The 19,515-nt window shown below is 63.2% G+C and carries 24 protein-coding genes; 14 read left to right on the top strand and 10 right to left on the bottom strand.

What is annotated here, in order from left to right; genetic code table 11:
- Positions 1 to 106 precede the first annotated feature (106 nt).
- Together EN824_RS11770 and EN824_RS35205 are read left to right on the top strand one after the other, a co-directional pair.
- Positions 107 to 295, top strand: coding sequence for a hypothetical protein (locus EN824_RS11770; protein ID WP_127276106.1), 189 nt, complete (start codon positions 107 to 109; stop codon positions 293 to 295).
- A gap of 266 nt (positions 296 to 561) precedes the next feature.
- Positions 562 to 711 carry a hypothetical protein gene (locus tag EN824_RS35205; protein WP_189522159.1) on the top strand — a complete coding sequence of 50 codons (150 nt, stop codon included), beginning with the start codon at positions 562 to 564 and terminating at the stop codon, positions 709 to 711.
- Between the two features lie 9 nt (positions 712 to 720).
- Here the strand turns inward: EN824_RS35205 and EN824_RS11765 are convergent, their stop codons facing one another.
- Entirely contained in the window at positions 721 to 1,794 is a 1,074-nt protein-coding gene (locus EN824_RS11765; protein ID WP_127276108.1) for a GH25 family lysozyme, read from the bottom strand.
- Positions 1,795 to 2,120: 326 nt separating this feature from the next.
- Here EN824_RS11765 and EN824_RS11760 point away from each other — a divergent pair, with 326 nt between their 5' ends.
- Positions 2,121 to 2,753, top strand: a complete 633-nt coding sequence (locus tag EN824_RS11760) for a DedA family protein (RefSeq protein WP_127276110.1) — start codon at positions 2,121 to 2,123, stop codon at positions 2,751 to 2,753.
- 16 nt (positions 2,754 to 2,769) lie between these two features.
- Here EN824_RS11760 and EN824_RS11755 read toward each other — a convergent pair whose 3' ends face one another.
- The 5 genes from EN824_RS11755 to EN824_RS11735 form a co-directional block, all read right to left on the bottom strand.
- Positions 2,770 to 3,561: a phosphodiester glycosidase family protein gene (locus EN824_RS11755; protein WP_127276112.1), complete on the bottom strand. Its 792-nt coding sequence runs from the start codon at positions 3,559 to 3,561 to the stop codon at positions 2,770 to 2,772.
- Between the two features lie 115 nt (positions 3,562 to 3,676).
- Positions 3,677 to 4,303 (bottom strand): transglutaminase-like cysteine peptidase, encoded by a 627-nt coding sequence (locus tag EN824_RS11750; RefSeq protein WP_127276114.1) that lies wholly within the window; start codon positions 4,301 to 4,303, stop codon positions 3,677 to 3,679.
- A gap of 148 nt (positions 4,304 to 4,451) precedes the next feature.
- Complete coding sequence (locus tag EN824_RS11745) at positions 4,452 to 5,324, bottom strand: undecaprenyl-diphosphate phosphatase (RefSeq protein ID WP_127276116.1); 873 nt, start codon at positions 5,322 to 5,324, stop codon at positions 4,452 to 4,454.
- Positions 5,325 to 5,565: 241 nt separating this feature from the next.
- Positions 5,566 to 5,763, bottom strand: a complete 198-nt coding sequence (locus EN824_RS11740; protein WP_127276118.1) for a hypothetical protein — start codon at positions 5,761 to 5,763, stop codon at positions 5,566 to 5,568.
- A 149-nt stretch (positions 5,764 to 5,912) separates the two neighbouring features.
- Complete coding sequence (locus EN824_RS11735) at positions 5,913 to 6,308, bottom strand: GFA family protein (protein WP_127276120.1); 396 nt, start codon at positions 6,306 to 6,308, stop codon at positions 5,913 to 5,915.
- Positions 6,309 to 6,421: 113 nt separating this feature from the next.
- Here EN824_RS11735 and EN824_RS11730 point away from each other — a divergent pair, with 113 nt between their 5' ends.
- On the top strand, positions 6,422 to 7,450 hold the full coding sequence (locus tag EN824_RS11730) for a 2OG-Fe(II) oxygenase family protein (protein WP_135864177.1): 1,029 nt from the start codon (positions 6,422 to 6,424) through the stop codon (positions 7,448 to 7,450).
- A 48-nt stretch (positions 7,451 to 7,498) separates the two neighbouring features.
- Here the strand turns inward: EN824_RS11730 and EN824_RS11725 are convergent, their stop codons facing one another.
- From EN824_RS11725 to EN824_RS11715, 3 genes are all read right to left on the bottom strand, one after another.
- Positions 7,499 to 8,455 carry an alpha/beta hydrolase gene (locus EN824_RS11725; RefSeq protein WP_127276125.1) on the bottom strand — a complete coding sequence of 319 codons (957 nt, stop codon included), beginning with the start codon at positions 8,453 to 8,455 and terminating at the stop codon, positions 7,499 to 7,501.
- Positions 8,456 to 8,481: 26 nt separating this feature from the next.
- Positions 8,482 to 8,967: an SRPBCC family protein gene (locus EN824_RS11720; RefSeq protein ID WP_127276127.1), complete on the bottom strand. Its 486-nt coding sequence runs from the start codon at positions 8,965 to 8,967 to the stop codon at positions 8,482 to 8,484.
- 122 nt (positions 8,968 to 9,089) lie between these two features.
- Positions 9,090 to 9,338: a ParB N-terminal domain-containing protein gene (locus tag EN824_RS11715; RefSeq protein WP_127276129.1), complete on the bottom strand. Its 249-nt coding sequence runs from the start codon at positions 9,336 to 9,338 to the stop codon at positions 9,090 to 9,092.
- 202 nt (positions 9,339 to 9,540) lie between these two features.
- Between EN824_RS11715 and EN824_RS11710 the strand changes: the two genes are divergently transcribed.
- Entirely contained in the window at positions 9,541 to 9,957 is a 417-nt protein-coding gene (locus tag EN824_RS11710) for a thioesterase family protein (RefSeq protein WP_127276131.1), read from the top strand.
- Positions 9,958 to 9,972: 15 nt separating this feature from the next.
- Here EN824_RS11710 and EN824_RS11705 read toward each other — a convergent pair whose 3' ends face one another.
- The gene (locus EN824_RS11705) at positions 9,973 to 10,932 is read right to left on the bottom strand and encodes a LysR family transcriptional regulator (RefSeq protein WP_135864175.1); all 960 of its coding nucleotides are present in this window, start codon (positions 10,930 to 10,932) and stop codon (positions 9,973 to 9,975) included.
- A 136-nt stretch (positions 10,933 to 11,068) separates the two neighbouring features.
- Here EN824_RS11705 and EN824_RS11700 point away from each other — a divergent pair, with 136 nt between their 5' ends.
- From EN824_RS11700 to EN824_RS11660, 9 genes are all read left to right on the top strand, one after another.
- Complete coding sequence (locus EN824_RS11700; protein ID WP_127279715.1) at positions 11,069 to 11,851, top strand: ABC transporter substrate-binding protein; 783 nt, start codon at positions 11,069 to 11,071, stop codon at positions 11,849 to 11,851.
- A gap of 65 nt (positions 11,852 to 11,916) precedes the next feature.
- On the top strand, positions 11,917 to 12,564 hold the full coding sequence (locus EN824_RS11695) for an amino acid ABC transporter permease (RefSeq protein WP_135864171.1): 648 nt from the start codon (positions 11,917 to 11,919) through the stop codon (positions 12,562 to 12,564).
- 13 nt (positions 12,565 to 12,577) lie between these two features.
- Positions 12,578 to 13,237, top strand: coding sequence for an amino acid ABC transporter permease (locus tag EN824_RS11690; protein WP_127279713.1), 660 nt, complete (start codon positions 12,578 to 12,580; stop codon positions 13,235 to 13,237).
- On the top strand, positions 13,234 to 13,998 hold the full coding sequence (locus EN824_RS11685) for an amino acid ABC transporter ATP-binding protein (RefSeq protein ID WP_135932274.1): 765 nt from the start codon (positions 13,234 to 13,236) through the stop codon (positions 13,996 to 13,998). Before EN824_RS11690 ends, EN824_RS11685 begins: the two co-directional genes overlap by 4 nt.
- Before the next feature lie 8 nt (positions 13,999 to 14,006).
- Complete coding sequence (locus EN824_RS11680) at positions 14,007 to 15,647, top strand: N,N-dimethylformamidase beta subunit family domain-containing protein (RefSeq protein WP_135918688.1); 1,641 nt, start codon at positions 14,007 to 14,009, stop codon at positions 15,645 to 15,647.
- A 1-nt stretch (position 15,648) separates the two neighbouring features.
- The gene (locus tag EN824_RS11675; RefSeq protein ID WP_127869536.1) at positions 15,649 to 17,025 is read left to right on the top strand and encodes an aspartate aminotransferase family protein; all 1,377 of its coding nucleotides are present in this window, start codon (positions 15,649 to 15,651) and stop codon (positions 17,023 to 17,025) included.
- Positions 17,026 to 17,030: 5 nt separating this feature from the next.
- Positions 17,031 to 17,960 (top strand): 3-keto-5-aminohexanoate cleavage protein, encoded by a 930-nt coding sequence (locus EN824_RS11670; protein ID WP_127869537.1) that lies wholly within the window; start codon positions 17,031 to 17,033, stop codon positions 17,958 to 17,960.
- 9 nt (positions 17,961 to 17,969) lie between these two features.
- Entirely contained in the window at positions 17,970 to 18,488 is a 519-nt protein-coding gene (locus EN824_RS11665; protein ID WP_127280114.1) for a GNAT family N-acetyltransferase, read from the top strand.
- Positions 18,485 to 19,513 carry a histone deacetylase family protein gene (locus EN824_RS11660; RefSeq protein ID WP_135932273.1) on the top strand — a complete coding sequence of 343 codons (1,029 nt, stop codon included), beginning with the start codon at positions 18,485 to 18,487 and terminating at the stop codon, positions 19,511 to 19,513. The genes EN824_RS11665 and EN824_RS11660 overlap by 4 nt, the downstream gene beginning before the upstream one ends.
- Positions 19,514 to 19,515: the final 2 nt, after the last annotated feature.

Below are 19,515 nucleotides of genomic sequence, written 5' to 3'. Positions count from 1 at the left end.
CCGGCGCCTCACGCGCACTGAATTGCTGAAGCGTAATTTGACGACTGAGGCGATCGGCTTAAAAAGGGCCGGGAACTTTCGCGAGGCTGCAAGTCGGGAGACGGACATGAACGACGAAGCCGACGACGACAAGGACATCGTGAACCAGCTTGCCTATGTCAGGGCCGATCCAAGCCAGCACGACACGCTGACGCTTCTGGCCATGATCGACGCGGCGATTTCCGAGATCATGGGGTTGAGGACGGCGCTGCGGCTGAGCGAGGAACGCAACAGCCGCAGCGCTCAGCTGCAATAAGAATCCGAACCAGCGCTTTGATCCGCGTCGGCCATCATCTGCCGGCCCGCGCCGCCCGCCCAGGCGCGCCATCTCCGCTCGTTACCCCGGTGGGATTGCCTTGAACGGACGCATGGCGACGGTCCGGGCATTCGAATCCAGGTCTGTCCATCGCAGCAATGAATGGATCGCGCGCCGCCTCAATGGCTTGGTTGACTCAGATCAAGGCCCTGCCTGCGTTCATCCTGTCTTCTCCGGCAATGGCAATCATCAAACGGAGAACGGACGTGCCCAGCTACGACATCATGGTTATCGCGGCGGTCCTGATCAGCTTCGGCTTATTTTCCGGGATTCTGGCCTTCGCCACGTTCGACGAATCGCGCCGGCACTCGGGCAAGGCGCCCCGCGGCGAAGCTTCCGGCTCGCGCGCCCATTAGTCGCGCTGCCTAGTCCGCGTCAGCCATCATCTGCCGGCCACCACCGCCGGCCCAGGCGCGCCATTGCCGCTCATCGCCATGGAAGACGTTGAGGTCGATGCGACCGGTCACGCCATGCGACAGGCCGGAGCCGGAATACTGCCAGAACAGCCACTTGCGATCGGGATAGACCTTCGACGGATGCCGGGCCACGGCACGCAGCCAGAAGGGATAGTCCGGGAAGGCGCCCTGAAGGTTGTCGCGATAGAAGTCGGGCGACGTGTAGATGATCGGCCGCTGGCCGTAGTGACGCTCCAGCTTGTCCATGAACACCTGCATCTTCTCCAGCACCTTTTCGCGCGACGGCCGGCGCTGGCAGCTGGAGTCGCCGTTCCACTCGACGTCGATCACCGGCGGCAGCGCACCATCGACCTTCGGCACGTTGCGGATGAACCAGTCGGCCTGTTCGCCAGCGGTACGGCACCAGTAGAAGAAATGATAGGCGCCACGCTTCAGCCCGGCGGCCTGCGCGCCGCGCCAGTTCTTCATAAACATCGGATCGAGATGGTCGCCGCCGTCGGTTGCCTTGATGTAGGCGAAGTTGGCGCCCTGGGCGCGCAGCTTTTCCCAGTTCACGTCGCCCTGCCAGCGCGACACGTCGACACCGTGCACGGCAAGGTGACGGGGCGACGAGCGGCCGAAATTGATCGGCTTGGCATCGCGGAAGCCGTAGCGCGTGACCGGTCCTGCGAGCATGGCCGGTGCCGCCCGCGACAACAGCTTCGGTGGCGACACCAGGGCAGCCTCCTCGATCGGCGGCTCGACACTGTCTGGCAGTTCGGGTGCGGGAAACGCCACCGTCTCTTCCTCCGCCAGGCCAAAGGGGCGAGCGGTGTCGTCCGCGGACGCAACCTCAACCCGTTTGCGCGCCGCGTTTGCCCTGGCCACCGGAACGGACGCGATCGGCGCGCTTGGCCGCACCACCGAACTGGTCGTTTCATTGGATGGCTTCTGCATGTCGAGCGCGTCCATGCCCGACGTCGACGAACAGCCGGCAAGGCACAGCGATGCGATCACGAAACTGATGACGCCTGATAACCGCATCTGGACCTGTACTCAAACACAACAGACCGAAGGCGACGGCCGACGGACAACCAGACCAGTTATGAACGAGAAATTACCAATAAAGTTTGAATCAAGTTTTTTACCATAGCTGTGGCCCCTTTCAGACAGTCGCCGGCGGCGGGCCGGCCAAGCCTTGACAGCGCCATGATGTGGCTGTTGAGAACGGTATGCGGCGTTTGCGCCGGCGTTCCCAAAATTCTTGAAAAGGCGCCGGGCCACGCGGCTGGCTCGTCAACGACAAGCTCGACGAACTCAGAAGCCTGCTCGACAGCGGCAGCTGAGGAACACTTTCAAAAGGAGCTTGCGTGCAGTCGTTCATCGACCAAAGCGTTTGTTTCATCGAGAACCATCAGGCCTGGGCGGGCCTCGTGGTCGGGCTGCTGGCCTTCGGCGAATCGCTGGTGCTGGTCGGCATCCTGTTGCCCGGCACCACGGTGCTGATCATCGTCGGCGGCCTGGTGGGCGCCGGTATCGTCCAACCCCTGCCCGTTCTCCTCGCCGCGATGATCGGTGCGGCGCTCGGCGACACCATCTCCTATTTTCTCGGCAAATGGCTTGGGCGCGGCGTCGTCCACAAATGGCCGCTCAACCGCTATCGCCGCGAGATCGCCAGGGCGCGCCTGTTCTTCCATCGCTACGGTTTCGCCGCGGTTTTCGTCGGCCGCTTTTTCGGCCCGGTCCGCGCCACCGTACCGCTGGTCGCGGGCATGATGGGCATGAACCGACGCCGCTTCCAGATCGCCAACATCCTGTCGGCGATCATCTGGGCGCCGGTCGTGCTGTCGCCTGGTTGGCTGGTGGCGAAAGGGGCCGACAGCCTGCCCGAACTCGACGCGACCAGCCTGTTCGGGCTGGCGGTGATGGCGGCCATAGCGGCGGCGATCATCGTGGCCGTCATTGTCATAAGACTGCGCGGCAGGCGCGATGCCCGGACCTAGGGGGTGGCGCCATGCATCAGCCTCGTTTCCTGAAGACGCCGATCATCGGCCCCAGGTTCCAGTAGTCGTCGTTGCGGCCAATGGCCGGAGCGAGCAGGCTCGATATCGTGCCGTCGAGAAAGAGTGCGTTGTCGCAGCCGAGCGCGTCGCGAAACAGGCGGGCAAAGGCGTGGAATGTCACCGTGCCATTCGAGATGGCAAAGACGGCGACGCCATCCTTTCGCACCCCGACGCCATCGCGGCTCTTGCGCGACGTGCCGTCGGACCGGAATTTCGGGTGAAGCTGGCCGTCGATCACCAGCATCGGCCCTGATTGCGTTGCATAGTCGGTGGCTGGCCGCTGCCTGACGAAGTCCCTGGTCGCCCGCACCGCGGCCTTGCCGCCGCCGATATAGAAGATGCCGTTCGGCTGCAGCGAAAAATTGCCGCTGCCCGATCCCGTCTTCACACCGGCCATTTCCCGGCCGCGCTCGACATAGAGGCCGACCGGCCTGAGGTCGGGGTGATACATGCCCGCATTGATGGCAAACAGCATGGTACGGCCGGCCGCGCGCTGGGCGTTGTCGAGATTGTGCAGCGACTGAAAAGGCTTGCCGCCCTGATCTTTCCAGAACAGTTCGATCGAATACAGTTTTGGATCGACCTCGCAGACGAGAAAGCTGCCGGCCTCGAAGGCGACGTCACGGCACGGCGGCACCGAAGCGAACCACTGGCCGAACGCCATTGTCGTGGCAAGCGCGTGCGGCAACGCGGCCTTGACCAAAGTCAGCAACAAGGGCGCCGAATGCAGGAGTGTCAAAAAATCCATGCGCGTTCCGGATTGTCGGTTCCAACGAGTTGTCGTGGATAGCACCGCTTGCCGGTACGATGAAGGATTTGCTCAGGGGAAGCGTGGACTATGGCCCGGGGACGGCCCGCGACGGCTATTTGACGGCGCTGACCAGCTTCTCTTCGCCGGCGAGAATGGAGACCCAGCGCCCGGTGTTGTCACTCGCCTGTCTTTTCAGATAGCGATACGGCGTCTGGTTCCAGAGACGAACCTTGTCGACAAGATTGTCGAGGATGAAGTCGCCCTTGTCGGTGCGTACCGTCAGCACGGCATGGCCTTCGCCATCCGGCTTGCGAACCACCGTCATCAGGAGATTGGCTATGGCGATGCCCAGGCTGGTGAGCTCACGCCGCTTTTCCAGCGCGTAATCCTCGCAATCGCCGAAGCCATTGTCCGGATAGGCCCACCATTCCTCCTTGCCGTAATTGTCCATGTCGCTCATCGGCTTGACGCGCGTGTTGACCGAAAGGTTTACGGCACTGATCTCCCGCAACAGCTTGCCAGTCATCTGTTCCGGCTCGCTGTCGGGTGAACGGATGGAGCACTCGGCGGCATGGATCTTGCAAAAATCATAGTGGCCGATCGGCTGCGAGGTCGAGCCGCCGATGACCATGGAAGCGGGAGCCGCGTAGGCGGAATTCGCCGCCGAACAGAAAGCAATCAGGGCAATCGCAAGCCCCAGCCCCTTCGCCTTGCGGCGCAAACCCAACGAGGATGCCATGCGGCTCCGCCATCTGTTTTTTGTTAACAGAACGTTAAGGGCGGACATTGCCCGAAGTCAATGAAGGCGTCCGATCACATCTTCGGGCATGGGTTGATGCGCTCCAGGCGGTTGCAGCAGCGCAACACCGCAAGCGTGCCGGTTCGGCCTAGGCTAGCCATCCCATAGCCACGCCGAGCAGCAGGACGACCCCGAGCGCGCCGCGATAGATGACGAAAGGCCAGGCGGAGAAGCGTTCGAGCACGCGCATCAGGCCCCAGATGGCGAAGAAGGCCGATATCGAGGCCACGAGCAGTCCCACGCCCAGAACCGACCATCCATGGGCGTCGAGATGCGCCTTGTGCAGTTCCCACAATTCCTTGAGGCCGGCGAGCGCGATCGCCGGCAGCCCGAGCAGGAACGAGAAACGCGCAGCCTCCGCCCGCTTGAAGCCAAGCCCCAGTGCCGCCGTCAGGGTCGAGCCAGAGCGAGAGACGCCCGGGATAAGCGCGCCAACCTGGGCGACGCCGACAAGGAGCGCGTCGACGAGCGACGCTTCGCCCACGGTGCGCCTGTGGCGGGCGAAAATCTCGGCCAGCGCCAGCAGGACCGCCATGGCGATGCAGGCCCAGCCAATCACGCTCAGACTGCGCAACGGCGAATTGCAGGTGTTGAGGACGCCCGAGAGCGCCACGCCGGCGATGACAATGGGGATCGTCGCCAGCACGATCCACAGCGCCAGACGGAAATGCCGGTCGGCAAAATCGCGGCGCGTGAGGGCATCGAGTGATCCAAACAGGAGATCCCTCACGTCGCCCCAGAAGTAGCTGACCACCGCTGCAAGGGCCGCCAGCTGCATGGCGGCGGAGAAAGCCGAGCCCGGGTCCTGCCAGCCAAGCACAGCCGGCACGATGCGCATATGGGCGGTCGAGGAGATCGGCAGCAGTTCGGTGATGCCTTGCACAAGGCCGAGGAAAGCGACCTTGGCAAATCCAAGGCCGACAAAGCCCGTGTCGACGCCTTGCGTGCAGATATCAGCCATGTCGGTTCCATGCGGGAGGGATCGGACTTGCGAAGGCACGATCGGCGGCGATCAATGCCGGGCAAGCCATACCGCTATGCGGCGCAGAATCAATTTACGGATTTGTAAGCTGGCGGCCCGAACGGGCGTCATAGCGTCGCGTGGCGGCGGACACATTGCAATACGCTTGCGGGCCGCGCCACCCGCATCCAAACCGGCCCACGGGCCGGCCAATGATGTTCATGGAAGATCGCAAGGCTACTCAGGGGCACAGCCACAGTTTCTGGCAGGTCCTGGCGATCACATGCGCCGGCGGGACAACCGGTTCATCGAGGGAAGGCCGGCGAGCCCGCTCAAGCAGCATGCGCACCTGTTCCGGGCGCACACGGTCGCGCTCCATCACAAGCAGGACCATCGGATCGCTCAAAAGCTCGTCCAGGGTGCTGATGCTGTCGTTCATCCGTCGTCTCCTCGAATGCCGGGCCCGCGACGCATAGATAGGGTGACAAAGATGGCCCGCCAATGACGCTTTGCCGGCTATCGCGTGTCTCTTTGGATTAATTTTTGGTCATCCCGGGGCACGTCGTCCTGTTGACGAGAAGGAGGAAGCTAGGCCGGCGGAGCGCCTTCATATTGCGGCAAGCCGTCGTCAAGCATCACCCAGGGCTGTTTCGAGGCGGTCCACATATGCATCTGTGGCCTGAAGAACGACGGGTCGTCCAGCGAACCGGTGGTCACGCCGATGATGCCGGCGGAATCGCGCCGCGAAAACATCGTTGTGCCGCAGTTCGGGCAAAACCCGCGCTTGAGGTCCGGCGAGGTGTTGACCGTGGCCAACCGGCCCTCGACCGTCACATCGTCGATGCGGAACAGAACACGCGCATTGAAGGCCGCGCCGATCGCCTTCTGGCAGAGCCGGCAGTGACAGATGCGCTCGTTGATGGGGTCGGCGTCGGTGCGGTAGCGCACCGCCTTGCACAGGCATCCGCCTTCGTATTTTGCCATCGCCTGAATCCGTTGGTGGAGTGAACAGGCGGCAAGGTAGCGGCGACGCCGATTGGGTCAATTGAAAAGCTTTGATACAAGGTCATCGATTATCGTGATGCGGCAGGACCGTGATGACACCGGACATCGAAACAATCGGCATTGCGGACCTGTTCGGGCCGCCCTCGCCCGCCCGCGACCGCGCCGACGCCAGGATCATGGCTGCCGCGGCAGGCATCGGTTTCCTGGCGGTCCGGGATTTTCCCGGCGATGACTGGCTGACGCCGGAAAAGCGCGCGCGATTGCTGCGTATCTTTGCGCTTCCCGATGCCGGCAAGCAGGAATTGCTGCGCTGGAATTTCGATCACACGAAGAAGAATTTCTACCGCGGCTGGTTTCCGCTGCAGCCGCAAGCCGTTTCCTACAAGGAAGGCATCGACATGGGGCCGGACCTTGCCGATGCGGCGCGAGTCTCGACCTCCGACGATCCCCTGTGCGAGCCGACACCACTACCGGCCGAAAATGCCTTGCCCGGCTGGCGCACCGCCGCGGCCGACTACTACCGCGCGATGGAGACGGTCGGCACCATGCTGATGCGGTCGATCGCACGCGGGCTTGGCCTGCCTGAAACGATCTTCGATGCCTATTTCGCTGGTGGCATCTCGACGCTGCGGCTGATCCGCTATCCCCTGCGCGACGCCAGTGCCGGCGTCGACACAAGCGGGCCGGAGTTTTCGGTGACCCACAAGGGCGAAACGCGCACCATCATCGGCCGCGAACATGCCGATTCAGGCTTCGTCACCTTGCTGGCGCAGGACGGCGTCGAGGGCTTGCAGGCAAAGAACCTCGCCGGCGAATGGATCGACGTGCCTCCAGCCAATGGCACGCTGGCGGTTAATTTCGGCCAGTTGCTGGAGCGCTGGACCGGTGGCCGCGTGCGCGCGACACGGCACCGGGTCATTGCACCCAAAACGACGCGGTTCTCGATCCCGTTCTTCTACGAGCCGCGCGTCGACGCGGAGATATCGCCTCTGCCATTGGACGGCGCCGAGCCCTTCGAGCCTTTCCTCTACGGCGATTATCTCTGGGAATCGGCGACCAACTTCGTCGAGATGGGCGGCATCAAGCATCTGAGACAGCCACGCCGCGCCAGGGCTTCCTAAACAGCACGACGGCCGTCTCGCTGGAGACGGCCGCCAGAGATGGCAGGGTCATTCGGTTTCGCCGACCACCTCGTCCCAGCTCTTCACCTTGGTCTGGCCATCGAGGAAAGGCAGTGCGGCGGCCGTCAGTTCCGGAGCGAAGAAGACGTCGTAGTGGGTGCGGTTGGGCAGGATGGCGAGACGGCTCTGCGACAGGTTCTCACGCATCCAGCCGGCATCCTTCAGGCCGCCACCGAGCATCTGGTAGAACTTGATCTCATGCTCGGGCTTGTACATGTCGCTGTCGCCGTAAGCGAGCATGACGGGCATCTTCAGCTTGGGAACGTCGGCGGAGAAGTCGTAGTTCTGGCGCATGAAATTGCCGAGCGCGTCGAGCAGCTTCGGGAAGTCCTCTGGATGTGGCGCGACGGCGACGTAGGATTTGTACATCGGTGTCTCTTTCATGAACGCCGCGGCGGCGGCACTTACCTGCGCCTGCTGCGGGCGCATCTCGTCATAAAAGCCGTCGGCGGCGTAGCCGGTCGAGACAAGGACCAGCCGGCGCACAACCTCGGGATGCTGGACCGCCATGCGGAAGGCAACGCCGCCGCCCAGCGAATAGCCCATGACGTCGACCTTGTCGTAGCCGAGTGTCTTGACGATACCAGCCATATCATCGCCGATCGCCTCCAGGGTGAATGGCCGGTCGCCAAGCGCGGTGCGGCCGTGCCCCTGCAGGTCGACCCCGATGACGGTACGGTTCTCGGCAAGCTTGGCCAGGATCGGCGCGAACATGTCGATGGAGCCGAGGCCGCCATGCAGCAGAAGCAGCGGCTCACCCTTGCCATAGATAGCGTAATAGTAGTTCACGCCGTTGATCGGCAGCAGGCCGGATTTTTGCGGCTTCGGCAGCGTTTTCGTTTCGGTGGTCATAGCGGGCTTCGTCTCCTCTGCATTGATGGTGCCCGGACAAGCGAGAAACGCCGCGGCCGAAGCAAGAATGGCAAAAACCAGGGTTCTGGACATATCGGTCTCCTCCTGGTCAACCGATGTCAAAGCGTCCTGGCGAGGTCTTCGAGCTGGTCGGTGCATTGCCCCCAACCCGCGTGAAAACCCATCGCCTGGTGCTGCTGCCGGTCGGCGACGCTCCAGTGCCGGACGCGCGCGATGTAGCGGGTCTTGCCCTCGCCTTCGTCCTCGAAGGTCAGCACGCCGGTCATGAACGGTTTTTCCGACGGCTCCCACGCCTGGGTATAGGCATCGGTGAAGATGATCTTCTTGCCGGGAACGACTTCCAGGAAAACCCCGGGATTGGGGAATTCATCGCCGTCAGGACCGGCCATGACGACGAGGCTGTTGCCACCCGTGCGCACGTCCATCTCGGCACGCGGCGTCGTCCACGGCTTTGGCGCGAACCATTGCGTGATCAGGGTCGGGTCGGTCCAGCAGCGATACACGTTCTCGCGCGGTGCATCGATGATGCGGGCGAGAACCAGTTCGCGGTCGTTGGCGGGGGCGATGTCGAGCTTGGTGGCCACTATTTTCTCCTCGGGATTCGGCTTGATCTGGCTTCCGTCCCAAGGACGAGCCAATGCAACGCAACCCGACATGCCAGGTGAAAAATTCTGGAGACTGTGCGTGCTTCGGGCGAAGGCGCGCGTCAGTGGCGCTTGGCTTGCACCAGATAGGCGTCGATCTCTGACTCGCCGAGCCACTTGGCTGCTTCCAGACGATGCAGTCCTTCGACAAGTATGTGCCGCTTGCCATCGTGGCGGACCTGGATCGGCGTCTTCATGCCGTTTTCCAGGATATCCTCGGCGAGATGCCGGACGGTCTCGGGATGCAGCGTCTTCTTGCGTGCGGTGGGCACGTAGATGTCGTCGACCTTGACCTTTTGCACCCTGAGCATGCCTGTCCCCATGGCGGAACTGCCGCCGTCTTTCTGAGATAGTCGGTTTGCTCGGGAGGGCCAAGGGCCCGGCTAAGGAATGTCGACCTACAGGCCATCGCCGGCTCGAAAGCCCTCACCCAAGTCATCCGCCGGTTTGCCTGCAGCCGCGTGTTTCGATAAGGCGTCTCGCGATCCAAACAAAGGCCACGGAACAATTCACATGAGCAAATCCCTCGTCACCTTCGTAGGCGTCGCCCATCCCTGGATGTGCGACGTGATGGGGCACATGAATGTGCGCCATTACGCCGCGATGTTCGACGATGCCAGTTTCCAGCTCCTCGGCCATATCGCCGGACAGGAGGGCGGCCAGGGCTCCCAGAACGGATGGGCCGACGTGCGCACCGAAATCGACTACCGGCATGAAACGAAAGCCGGATCGCTGCTCACCATCCGCTCGCATGTGATCAAGGTCGGTCGCACCTCCATCACCTTCGAACAGGTGATGTCCGGATCGATCGATGGCATCGTCCATGCATCGAGCCGGACGACCAGCGTGCGCTTCGATCTCACCGCCAGGGCCTCGGTGGCGCTGGATGAGCCGATGCGCGACCGCGCCGCGGCCTACCTTGTCGAATAGACCCGCGTCGACCCGTCAATCGCTGTAGATTCGATCCTGCAGGGGCGTTTCGGCGATCAGGGCCTGAATTCCGGACAAAAGCGCCTTCTCGGCCCGATTCATCGCCTTGTCGGGATTGGTCAGCAGGAAGATGTCGATGGCCGGCGGCGCATCGTAAGGCGGCAATCGCCACAGCATACCATCGGCCACGTCGCGCCGCGCGACATGCAGCGGCAGCGGGCCGATGCCGAGCCCTGCCACGATCATGCGCCGCACCTCCTCCAGGCTGGACGACACGCCGACGACATCGGCATTCAGCTTGGCCTCGCTGCGCAGCAACGCCACCGGCCGCAAGGCGTCCGAAATGTGATCGGTCTGGAAGGACACGGACGGCTCGCCCCGCAGATCCGCAAGCGTCAATCCGGTCTTCCCGAACAGCCTGTGCTGCGGGCCACAGAAGAAGCCGAAGAACTCGCGATAAACCATCGTGTAGTCCAGTGCCGGATCGCGCTGGCTGACCAGGCAGATGCCGAAGGAAGCGCGGCGCTCCCGCACCTGCTTGGCCACTTCCGTGCTTGCCGCGACCGAGATGGTGATGGAGCCGCGCGGGTAGTTGCGGTGGAATTCCGCCAGCGCCCGGTCGAACAGCGGCGAGACGACATGGCTGGCGGTCGCGATCATGACGTGGCCGGCGACGTCGTCGCTGATCCCGCGCATCAGCAGCGGCAGTTGCGATATGGTGCCGAACACCTCCACGCTCTGCTCATAGATCAGGCGCCCGACCTCGGTGAGTTCGAAGCGTGTCGCATCACGCTCGACCAGGCGCCGGCCAACGCGATCCTCCAGGCGCCGCAACGCGTTGCTGACGCTGGGTTGCTTGAGGTTCAGGCGCTCGGCTGCCCGGGTGATGCTTTTCACCTCCGCGATGACGACGAATGTGCGCAGCAGGTTCCAGTCGAGGTCCCAGACCAGCCGTTCGGGGCGAGGCAATGCCATTCTTGGTATCTATGCTCCCTATTCCCATTATCTATTTGCGCAATGCTGGAGCAAAGGCAATCATTGACATCAGGAGAGCGCCCCAACGCCTCCCAAGAACAAGCCTTCGCGCTCCATCCAGAGGACAGAAATTCAGATGAACAAGGTATTTTCCGGCATCGCGGTTGCCGCACTGCTGCTTGCTTCGGCCTTCACCGCCGTTTCGGCCAGCGCCGACGATCTCGAAACGATCAAGTCGGCAGGCGAACTGAAGATTTCGATGAGCGGGCAGTATCCCCCCTTCAACTTCGTCAACGACCAGAACGAGGTTGTCGGCTTCGACGCCGACATCGGCAAGGCCATCGCCGATCGCATCGGCGTCAAGGGCACCATCATCACCACCGCCTGGGACGGCATCATCGCCGGCCTGCTCGCAAACAAATACGACACCGTCGTTGGCTCGATGACGATCACGCCTGAGCGCGAGAAAGTCGTCGATTTCGTCGGCCCCTACTATCACGCCGGCCGCGCGGTCTTCGTGAACCAGGATTCCAAGGTGCAGAGCCTCGACGACCTCAAGGGCAAGACCCTTGGCGTGACGCTGGGCGAGACGCACGAGAAATGGGCGCGCGCGCAGGGTGGCTGGGATGTCCGCACCTACAAGGGCTTGCCGGAATTGTTGCTGGAATTGAAGGCGGGCCGTGTCGATGCCATCGTCGTCGACAACATTCCGGTCATGGTCGCCGTCAAGGAAACCGGCGAGAAGGTGCGCAAGCTCGACACGCCTGACATCGAAGGCGGCAGCGTCGCCATCGGCATAGCCATCCGCAAGGACAATCCGGAGCTCAAGGCCGCCATGCAGAAGGCATTGGACGGGATGATGGCAGACGGCACCTACGAGAAGATCTCCAAGCAGTGGGTCGGCACCGACATCCGCTAATCCATCCGGTTTTCAGGCGGCCAGGTCGCCTGAAAACCAAACGACATTCCTGCCGGGACGACCCCATGGATTTCTCCTTGATGAGCCGTGTCTTCCCGTTTTTCGTGGAAGCGGCGCTCGTGACGCTGGAACTGACAGTGCTGGCCCTGGTTCTGGGGCTGGCCGCCGCGGCGCTGGCGGCGGCCGCCCGGATGTCGAGATCGGCGATCCTGAGGGCCGTCGGCACTGTCTATGTCAGCCTGTTTCGCGGCACCCCCTGCCTGATCCAGCTGTTCGTGCTCTATTTCGGCGGACCGCAGATCGGCATCAATCTGGAGCCGTTCACGGCTGGTGTGATCGGCCTTGGCCTCAACATCGGCGCCTATATGGCGGAATCGATCCGGGGCGCGGTGATGGCGGTCGACCGCGGCCAGACGGAGGCTGCCCGCACGATCGGATTCAGCCGTTTGCAGACCTTGCGAAGGGTTGTGCTGCCGCAAGCCGCGAGGCTGATGATCCGCCCGCTCGGTGTCAACACGGTCGCCTTGCTGAAGGGTTCGGCGCTGGTATCCACCGTCTCGGTTGTCGAGTTGACCTACACGGCCCAGCGTTTCATCGGCTCCACCTACAAACCGTTCGAGATTTTCGGCGTCGCGGCCCTGCTTTACATGATCATGGTCTACGCGGTTGCCCGCATCGTCGACATGCTCGACAAGCGCTTTGCCATCATCTGATCGGGGGAGCGTGATGCAAGGTCTCGATTTCAGCGTCGTCGTGCCCTACTGGGACCTTCTTCTGACAGGCGCCTGGTGGACATCGGTGCTGACGGTCTCGGCCGGAGCCCTCAGTTTTGCCTTCGGCATCCTGTTCGCCGTCATCGTCCTCTACCCACCGGCGATGCTGGCCTACCCCGTGCGCGCCTTCATGTGGGTGTTCATGGGTACGCCGCTGTTGCTGCAACTTTTCCTGATCTATTTCGGGCTGGTGCAGATCGGCATCGACATCCCTGCCCTTGCCGCCGGCATCATCGGGCTTGGGCTGCATTTTGCCGTCTACAATGCCGATGTCATTCGCGCGGGCATCGTGGCGGTCGACGTCGGCCAAACGGAAGGCGCGCGCAGCATCGGCTTCGGCAAATGGCAGGCGCTGCGCTACGTCGTCATACCGCAAGCCATCCGCAACACGGCGCCGCCGATCGGCGGCAACCTGATCGCGTTGTTGAAGGAATCCTCCATCGTCTCGGTCATCGGTATCGCGGAGCTGGTCCACTCGGCGCAACTGGCGATCAGCGAAACGTTCCGCCCGTTCGAATTCTACATTACGGCTGCCGTGCTCTACTACATTCTCAACCTTGTGCTCGAAGCGGCCTTGCATCGGTTTGAACGGCATGTGGAGGTTTCCCGATGAGCACGCAGAGGCCAATGGTGGAGGTTCGCGGGGCGCGCAAATCCTTCGGCGCCGTCGAGGTTCTCAAGGGTATCGACCTGTCGGTCGAGCGTGGGCAGATCGTGGCGATCATCGGTCCAAGCGGCTCCGGCAAGAGCACGCTGCTGCGCTCGATCAATCATCTCGAGACATTGAACGGTGGCGAAGTCTGGCTGGACGGCGTGCAGGTCAACCAGCCACTGCATGGCCAGGCCTTCGAGCGGCACATCAACAAGGTGCGCCAGCAAATGGGCATGGTGTTCCAGCACTTCAACCTGTTCCCGCATCTGACCGTGATCGAGAACATCACCATGGGGCCGGTGATCCTGAAAGGCATGCCGAAAGCCGATGCCAAGGCGCTCGCGCACGAGCTCCTCTCCAAGGTCGGGCTCGCCGACAAGATCGACGCCTACCCCTCACGGCTTTCGGGCGGCCAGAAGCAGCGTGTGGCGATTGCCCGTGCTCTGGCCATGCAGCCCAAGGTGATGCTGTTCGATGAAGCCACTTCGGCGCTCGACCCGGAACTGGTCGACGAGGTCAACGCGGTGATGAAACAGCTTGCCGCCGAACACATGACCATGCTCATCGTAACGCATGAGATGCGCTTTGCCGGCGAGGTCGCCGACCGGGTGCTGTTCATGGATGGCGGCGTGGTTGTCGAGGAAGGCCCGCCAGCCGAGATCTTTCGCGCGCCGCGAAAGGAACGCACGCGCGGCTTCCTCAAGAAATATCTTTCCGCCTGAGCATGATGATGACCAGATATCCCACGGAATTCCCCGATTTCGGACTGACGGCGGAGCAGCGCCGCCACGCGGTTCGCGGCCACTATTACGAGTGGCCAGGCATGGATGGCGAGCGCGGCGAGATCTGGTGCTACAGCGACCGGTTTTCGTATCGCGCCGGCGAGACGGTTACGCTGCATGTCAGTTCCACAGCTCCGTCATTCAGCATGACCATCACCCGAGACGGCGGCACCGAGGCGAAAGTGTTCGAGACATCCGGCATCGCGTCGCGCTGGCAGGACAGCCCGGACCAGTGCTCGGCCGAAGGCTGCGGCTGGGAATCCTCCTTTGAATTCCGTGTGGAAAACGACTGGCCGTCCGGCGCCTATCGCGTGACTCTGACCGCCGACGGGCGCGACGGCAAGCCGATCCGAAGTCACCACATCTTTATCGTCTCGCCCCAACCGGGCAAGAAGCCGGGCCGAGTGCTGCAGGTGGCGGCGACGGGCACCTGGCTAGCATACAACACCTGGGGCGGTTCCAACCATTATCAGGGCATTACCGGGCCCGACCGCGACCAGTACTCGCCCATCGTGTCGACGCAGCGCCCCTGGTGCCGCGGCTTTGCCGTGCTGCCTGCGGACGCGCCGCGCGTGCCGCTGGAAGTCGCGGTGCCGCCGAAGACGGTGCCGCGCTATCCGCACATGGAATGGGCGCTCGCCACCGGCCATTCGAAGAAATACGCCTCGTCGGGCTGGGCCAGCTACGACAGCCATTTTTTTCGCTTTGCCGAACGGGCGGGCTATGATGCCGATCTGACCAGCCAGCACGACCTGCATTTCTCGCCCGAGATTCTCGACGGCTACGACTGCGCGGTCTTCGTCGGCCATGACGAATACTGGACCTGGGAAATGCGCGATGCCGTCGACTTCTATGTCGAGCGCGGCGGCCATGCGGCGCGCTTTGCCGGCAATTTCATGTGGCAAACCCGGCTGGAGGATGAAGGCCGCCGGCAGGTTTGCTACAAATACCGCGCGCGGGCCGAAGACCCCGCCTATCGCGGCGGCGACGTGACACGCGCCACCAATTCCTGGGAAGCGCCCGAAATCGGCAGGCCGGGTGCCGCGACCTTCGGGCTCAACGCCACCCGTGGCCTTTACGCGGGCTGGGGCGGCTGCGCGCCGCGCGGCGTGCGCGGGTTTCCGGTCTACCGGCCAGAGCACTGGGCCTTTGCCGGGACCGGCATCTATTATGGCGACCTGCTGGGCGCCGACAGCCATGTCTATGGCTATGAGGTCGACGGGCTCGATTTCGAGATCCGTGGCGGCCTGCCCTACCCGACCGCGACCAGCGGCGCGCCCGATGGCTTGCAGGTGCTGGCCGTCGGCATGGCCAGCCAGGTCGAGGAAACCGCCGACATCCCGGTCGAGGACCAGTTCCTCACCGACGAGGATGGCCGCTTCAGCGCCGAGACGCTGTTCGGCGACAGGAGCGACGCCAATCTCGAAAAGGTCAAACGCAGCAATGGCATGATCGTCAATTTTCCACGCGGCAAGGGCGAGGTGTTCCACGCCGGAAGCTGCGAATGGGTCGCCGGCCTGCTAAGACAAGACCCGATGGTCGAACGGGTTACCCAGAATGTCCTCGATCGCTATCTTGGAAAGTCCTGACATGTCGAAAGTCCAGCATGCCGCCGAAACTCGGCGAGAATCGCATCTCTTCTATCTGTCCAGCCTGCGCCGACCGCTCATCGATCGCGCCGAAGGCATCTACATGTGGACGCAGGATGGCCGCCGTTTCATCGACGGATCGAGCGGCCCGATGGTCGCCAATATCGGCCATTCCAACCGCAATGTGCTCGATGCCATGAAGCGGCAGATGGACCGCGCCACCTTCGCCTACCGGCTGCATTTCGAAAACGAGCCAGCGGAAGAACTGGCGCGAGAACTTGCCGGCAAGCTTCCGCAAGGCATGGACCGCATCTTCTTCGTCTCCGGCGGCTCGGAGGCGACGGAATCCTGCATCAAGCTGGCCCGGCAATGGGCCGTCGCCACCGGCCAGGCCGGCCGCTGGAAAGTGATCACCCGCTTTCCTTCCTATCATGGCGGCACGCTGGGTTCGCTTTCGATCACCGGCGACGATGCGCTGGCCGAGACTTTTACGCCGATGATGCGGGTGATGCCGACCGTGCCGGCACCAACCGCCTGGCGCGACCGCGACAATTTCTCGATGGAGCAGCGCGGCGTCCGCTACGCCGACATGCTGGAGGAAAAGATCCTCGCCGAAGGCCCCGAAAGCGTCGTCGCCTTCATCATGGAGCCGATCGGCGGCGCGGCGACCGCCGCGCTGGTGGCGCCCGACAGCTACTATGCGCGCATCCGCGAAATCTGCGACCGCTACGGCATCCTGCTCATCCACGACGAAGTGATGAGCGGTGCGGGCCGCACCGGCAAATTCCTCGGCGGCGACCATTGGAACTGCAAGCCGGACATCGTCGCGCTGTCGAAAGGGCTGGGATCGGGCTACGCGCCGCTCGGCGCGCTGGCGGCGCCGATGCGGCTGGTCGAGCCGCTGCTCGCCACCGGCGGCTTCCAGCACGGCCACACCTATGCCGGCAATCCGCTGGCCTGCGCCGCCGGGCTTGCGGTGCTGGGCGAAATGGACCGGCTCGACCTGATCGCCAATGCGGCTGCCATGGGCGATGTGCTGATGGACGGCCTGAAGGCACTTGCGAAACGCTTTCCATTCATTGCCGATGTGCGCGGCAAGGGGCTGCTTACGGGCGCCGAAATGGTCGCCGATCCGGAAACTCTGAAGCCGATCGACCAGCCCAAGAAAGCGACGCAACGGCTGCTCGACCTCGCCTATGAGCGCGGACTGATCATCTACGGCCGCAGGGTCAAGGGCGGCGTCGACGGTGACAATTTCATGGTGGCGCCGCCGATGATCGTCACCAGCGAGCAGGTCGGCGAGATCATCTCCATCATCGGCGACTCGCTCGAAATCCTGGCCGGCGAACTGGACCTGCCGGTCGAAGGCCGAGGGTAGAAGAAATGGCGCCGCGAAAAGTCATCATCACCTGCGCCGTCACCGGTTCGGTGCATACGCCGTCCATGTCGCCCCATCTGCCGGTGACGCCGGACCAGATCGCGGCGGATGCGATCGCGGCCGCCGAGGCCGGGGCCTCGATCCTGCATCTGCATGCCCGCGACCCCAGGGATGGCCGCCCCACCGCCGATCCCGAAGTGTTCATGCAGTTCCTGCCGCGCATCAAGCAGGCGACCGACGCAGTGATCAACATCACCACCGGCGGCTCCTCGCTGATGACATTGGACCAACGGTTGGCGGCACCGCTGCGGGCTGAACCCGAAATGTGTTCGCTCAACATGGGTTCGATGAATTTCGCGCTGTTCCCAATGCTCGACAAGCCAAGGGAATGGCAGCACGAATGGGAGCCGAGGCTACTCGAAGCAACCCGCGACACCATCTTCAAGAACACCTTTGCCGACATGGAAGGCGTGCTCGAGCGGCTTGGCAAAGGCTGCGGCACCCGCTTCGAGTTCGAGTGTTACGATGTCGGCCACCTCTATTCACTGGCGCATTTCCGCGACCGGGGGCTGGTGTCCGGGCCGCTGTTCATCCAGTTCGTACTTGGCATCCTGGGCGGTATCGGCGCCGACCCGGACAATCTCGTCCATATGAAGCGGATCGCCGACAAATTGTTCGGCGACAGCTACCAGTTTTCGGTACTGGCCGCCGGGCGGAGCCAGATGCCGCTGATCTCGATCGCCGCCGCGATGGGCGGAAATGTGCGTGTCGGGCTGGAGGACAGCCTCTACGACGGCCGTCAATTGGCGAAATCCAACGCCGACCAGGTGCGCCGCATCCGTGGCATTCTCGATGGGCTGTCGCTGGAGGTTGCCACACCGGCGGAAGCGCGCGACATGCTGGCGCTCAAGGGCGGCGACCGCGTGGCTTTTTGAGACAAGACTGTGACCAATCCAGCCTCCAATGATGTCCTCCTCCGCCCCGGCACCATCGATGATGTCGAAACCATCCATGCGGCGATCCTGAAACTCGGCACTCATATCGGCGCGCCCGAGGAAATCATCTCGACGGCGGACGATCTCAGAACCTGGGGCTTCGGCGCAAAGCCCGCTTTCTCGACGCTGATCGCCGAAGTGGATGGCGAGTTCGCCGGATTGTGCCTGCATTTCCCGATCTTCTCGACCTGGATGGGGCGGCCTGGCGTCTATGTGCAGGACCTCTATGTCGAAGACCGGTTCCGTGGCCGCAAGATCGGCGAACGCCTGCTGCGCCGCGTGGCGGCGGAATGCCGCAGGGATGGCGGCGTTTATCTGAGGCTGTCCGTCGACACCGACAATGAGGGCGCCAAGGCTTTTTACGAGAGGCTGGGCATTGCCTGGTCGAGCTACGAGCAGACGCAGAAAATCATCGGCGAGGCGTTTTTCGCCTTCGCCGACACGCCGGAAAATGGGGACCAGCCATGAAAGCCTTCTACGCGCAGGAGCAGAAGCGGCACGACCCCAAGGCTTTCCTTTCCAGCGGTGCCGCGCAACCAAATCCTGAAAAACCGGAACGCGTCGAAAGATTATTAGCCGGCGCAAGGTCTGCGGGTTGCACCATCGAAAGACCCGGGAATCATGGGCTCGGCCCGGTCTCCGCCGTGCATACGCCCGAATATCTCGACTTCCTCGAACATATTTTCGAGCGCTGGCAGCGGATCGACGGGGCGTCGGCGGAGGTCATCCCCAATATCCACCCGATCGCCCGCAACGGCTCCTATCCGGCCTCCGCTGTCGGCCAGGCCGGTTATCATATGGCAGACACGGCCTGCCCGATCTCGGGCGAGACATGGCAGAGCGCGCTGTGGAGCGCCTGGAGCGCCGTCGAGGCGGCGGAAACGGTGATGGCAGGCGCTTCCGGCGCCTATGCGCTGTGCCGACCGCCTGGCCACCACGCCTTTGCCGATGTCGCCGGCGGCTTCTGCTTCATCAACAATTCGGCCGTCGCGGCACAGGTGCTGCGTAGACAGGCGGCCCGCGTGGCGATCCTCGATGTCGACCTGCATCACGGCAACGGCACGCAAGGCATCTTCTATGCGCGGTCCGACGTGTTGACCGTCTCGCTGCATGCCGATCCGGTGCGCTTCTACCCGTTCTTCTGGGGCCATGCCGACGAGCGCGGCGAAGGTCCCGGCCTCGGCTACAATTTCAACCTGCCGCTGCGGCGCAAATCCGCCGATGCGGCGTTTCTGGAAGCGCTCGGCGTGGCGTTCCAGCGCATCCGCGCCTTCTCTCCCAATGTACTGGTCGTGGCGCTCGGCCTCGACGCGTTCGAGGGCGATCCGTTCGGCGGGCTTTCGGTGACGACGCCAGGCTTCTCGCGCATCGGCGAGGCGATCGCCGGGCTGGGCCTGCCGACGGTCATCGTCCAGGAAGGCGGCTATCTCTGCGACGAACTCGCCGACAATCTCACCGCCTTCCTCACCGGTTTTGGCGGCAAGGCGCGCTGAGC

The sequence above is a fragment of the Mesorhizobium sp. M8A.F.Ca.ET.181.01.1.1 genome (assembly GCF_004792025.1).
Lineage (GTDB): Bacteria > Pseudomonadota > Alphaproteobacteria > Rhizobiales > Rhizobiaceae > Mesorhizobium.
This window is presented reverse-complemented; position numbering and strand designations above follow the sequence as displayed.

Bases quoted from the DNA above. Each gene is read 5' to 3' on its own strand.
- EN824_RS11725 (WP_127276125.1), bottom strand. From the start codon at position 8,455: ATGTCCAGAACCCTGGTTTTTGCCATTCTTGCTTCGGCCGCGGCGTTT.
- EN824_RS11685 (WP_135932274.1), top strand. From the start codon at position 13,234: ATGAGCACGCAGAGGCCAATGGTGGAGGTTCGCGGGGCGCGCAAATCC.
- EN824_RS11755 (WP_127276112.1), bottom strand. From the start codon at position 3,561: ATGGATTTTTTGACACTCCTGCATTCGGCGCCCTTGTTGCTGACTTTG.
- EN824_RS11670 (WP_127869537.1), top strand. From the start codon at position 17,031: ATGGCGCCGCGAAAAGTCATCATCACCTGCGCCGTCACCGGTTCGGTG.
- EN824_RS11750 (WP_127276114.1), bottom strand. From the start codon at position 4,303: ATGGCATCCTCGTTGGGTTTGCGCCGCAAGGCGAAGGGGCTGGGGCTT.
- EN824_RS11700 (WP_127279715.1), top strand. From the start codon at position 11,069: ATGAACAAGGTATTTTCCGGCATCGCGGTTGCCGCACTGCTGCTTGCT.
- EN824_RS11735 (WP_127276120.1), bottom strand. From the start codon at position 6,308: ATGGCAAAATACGAAGGCGGATGCCTGTGCAAGGCGGTGCGCTACCGC.
- EN824_RS11660 (WP_135932273.1), top strand. From the start codon at position 18,485: ATGAAAGCCTTCTACGCGCAGGAGCAGAAGCGGCACGACCCCAAGGCT.
- EN824_RS11695 (WP_135864171.1), top strand. From the start codon at position 11,917: ATGGATTTCTCCTTGATGAGCCGTGTCTTCCCGTTTTTCGTGGAAGCG.
- EN824_RS11765 (WP_127276108.1), bottom strand. From the start codon at position 1,794: ATGCGGTTATCAGGCGTCATCAGTTTCGTGATCGCATCGCTGTGCCTT.
- EN824_RS11715 (WP_127276129.1), bottom strand. From the start codon at position 9,338: ATGCTCAGGGTGCAAAAGGTCAAGGTCGACGACATCTACGTGCCCACC.
- EN824_RS11710 (WP_127276131.1), top strand. From the start codon at position 9,541: ATGAGCAAATCCCTCGTCACCTTCGTAGGCGTCGCCCATCCCTGGATG.
- EN824_RS11690 (WP_127279713.1), top strand. From the start codon at position 12,578: ATGCAAGGTCTCGATTTCAGCGTCGTCGTGCCCTACTGGGACCTTCTT.
- EN824_RS11705 (WP_135864175.1), bottom strand. From the start codon at position 10,932: ATGGCATTGCCTCGCCCCGAACGGCTGGTCTGGGACCTCGACTGGAAC.
- EN824_RS11745 (WP_127276116.1), bottom strand. From the start codon at position 5,324: ATGGCTGATATCTGCACGCAAGGCGTCGACACGGGCTTTGTCGGCCTT.
- EN824_RS11680 (WP_135918688.1), top strand. From the start codon at position 14,007: ATGACCAGATATCCCACGGAATTCCCCGATTTCGGACTGACGGCGGAG.
- EN824_RS11730 (WP_135864177.1), top strand. From the start codon at position 6,422: ATGACACCGGACATCGAAACAATCGGCATTGCGGACCTGTTCGGGCCG.
- EN824_RS11740 (WP_127276118.1), bottom strand. From the start codon at position 5,763: ATGAACGACAGCATCAGCACCCTGGACGAGCTTTTGAGCGATCCGATG.
- EN824_RS11770 (WP_127276106.1), top strand. From the start codon at position 107: ATGAACGACGAAGCCGACGACGACAAGGACATCGTGAACCAGCTTGCC.
- EN824_RS11675 (WP_127869536.1), top strand. From the start codon at position 15,649: ATGTCGAAAGTCCAGCATGCCGCCGAAACTCGGCGAGAATCGCATCTC.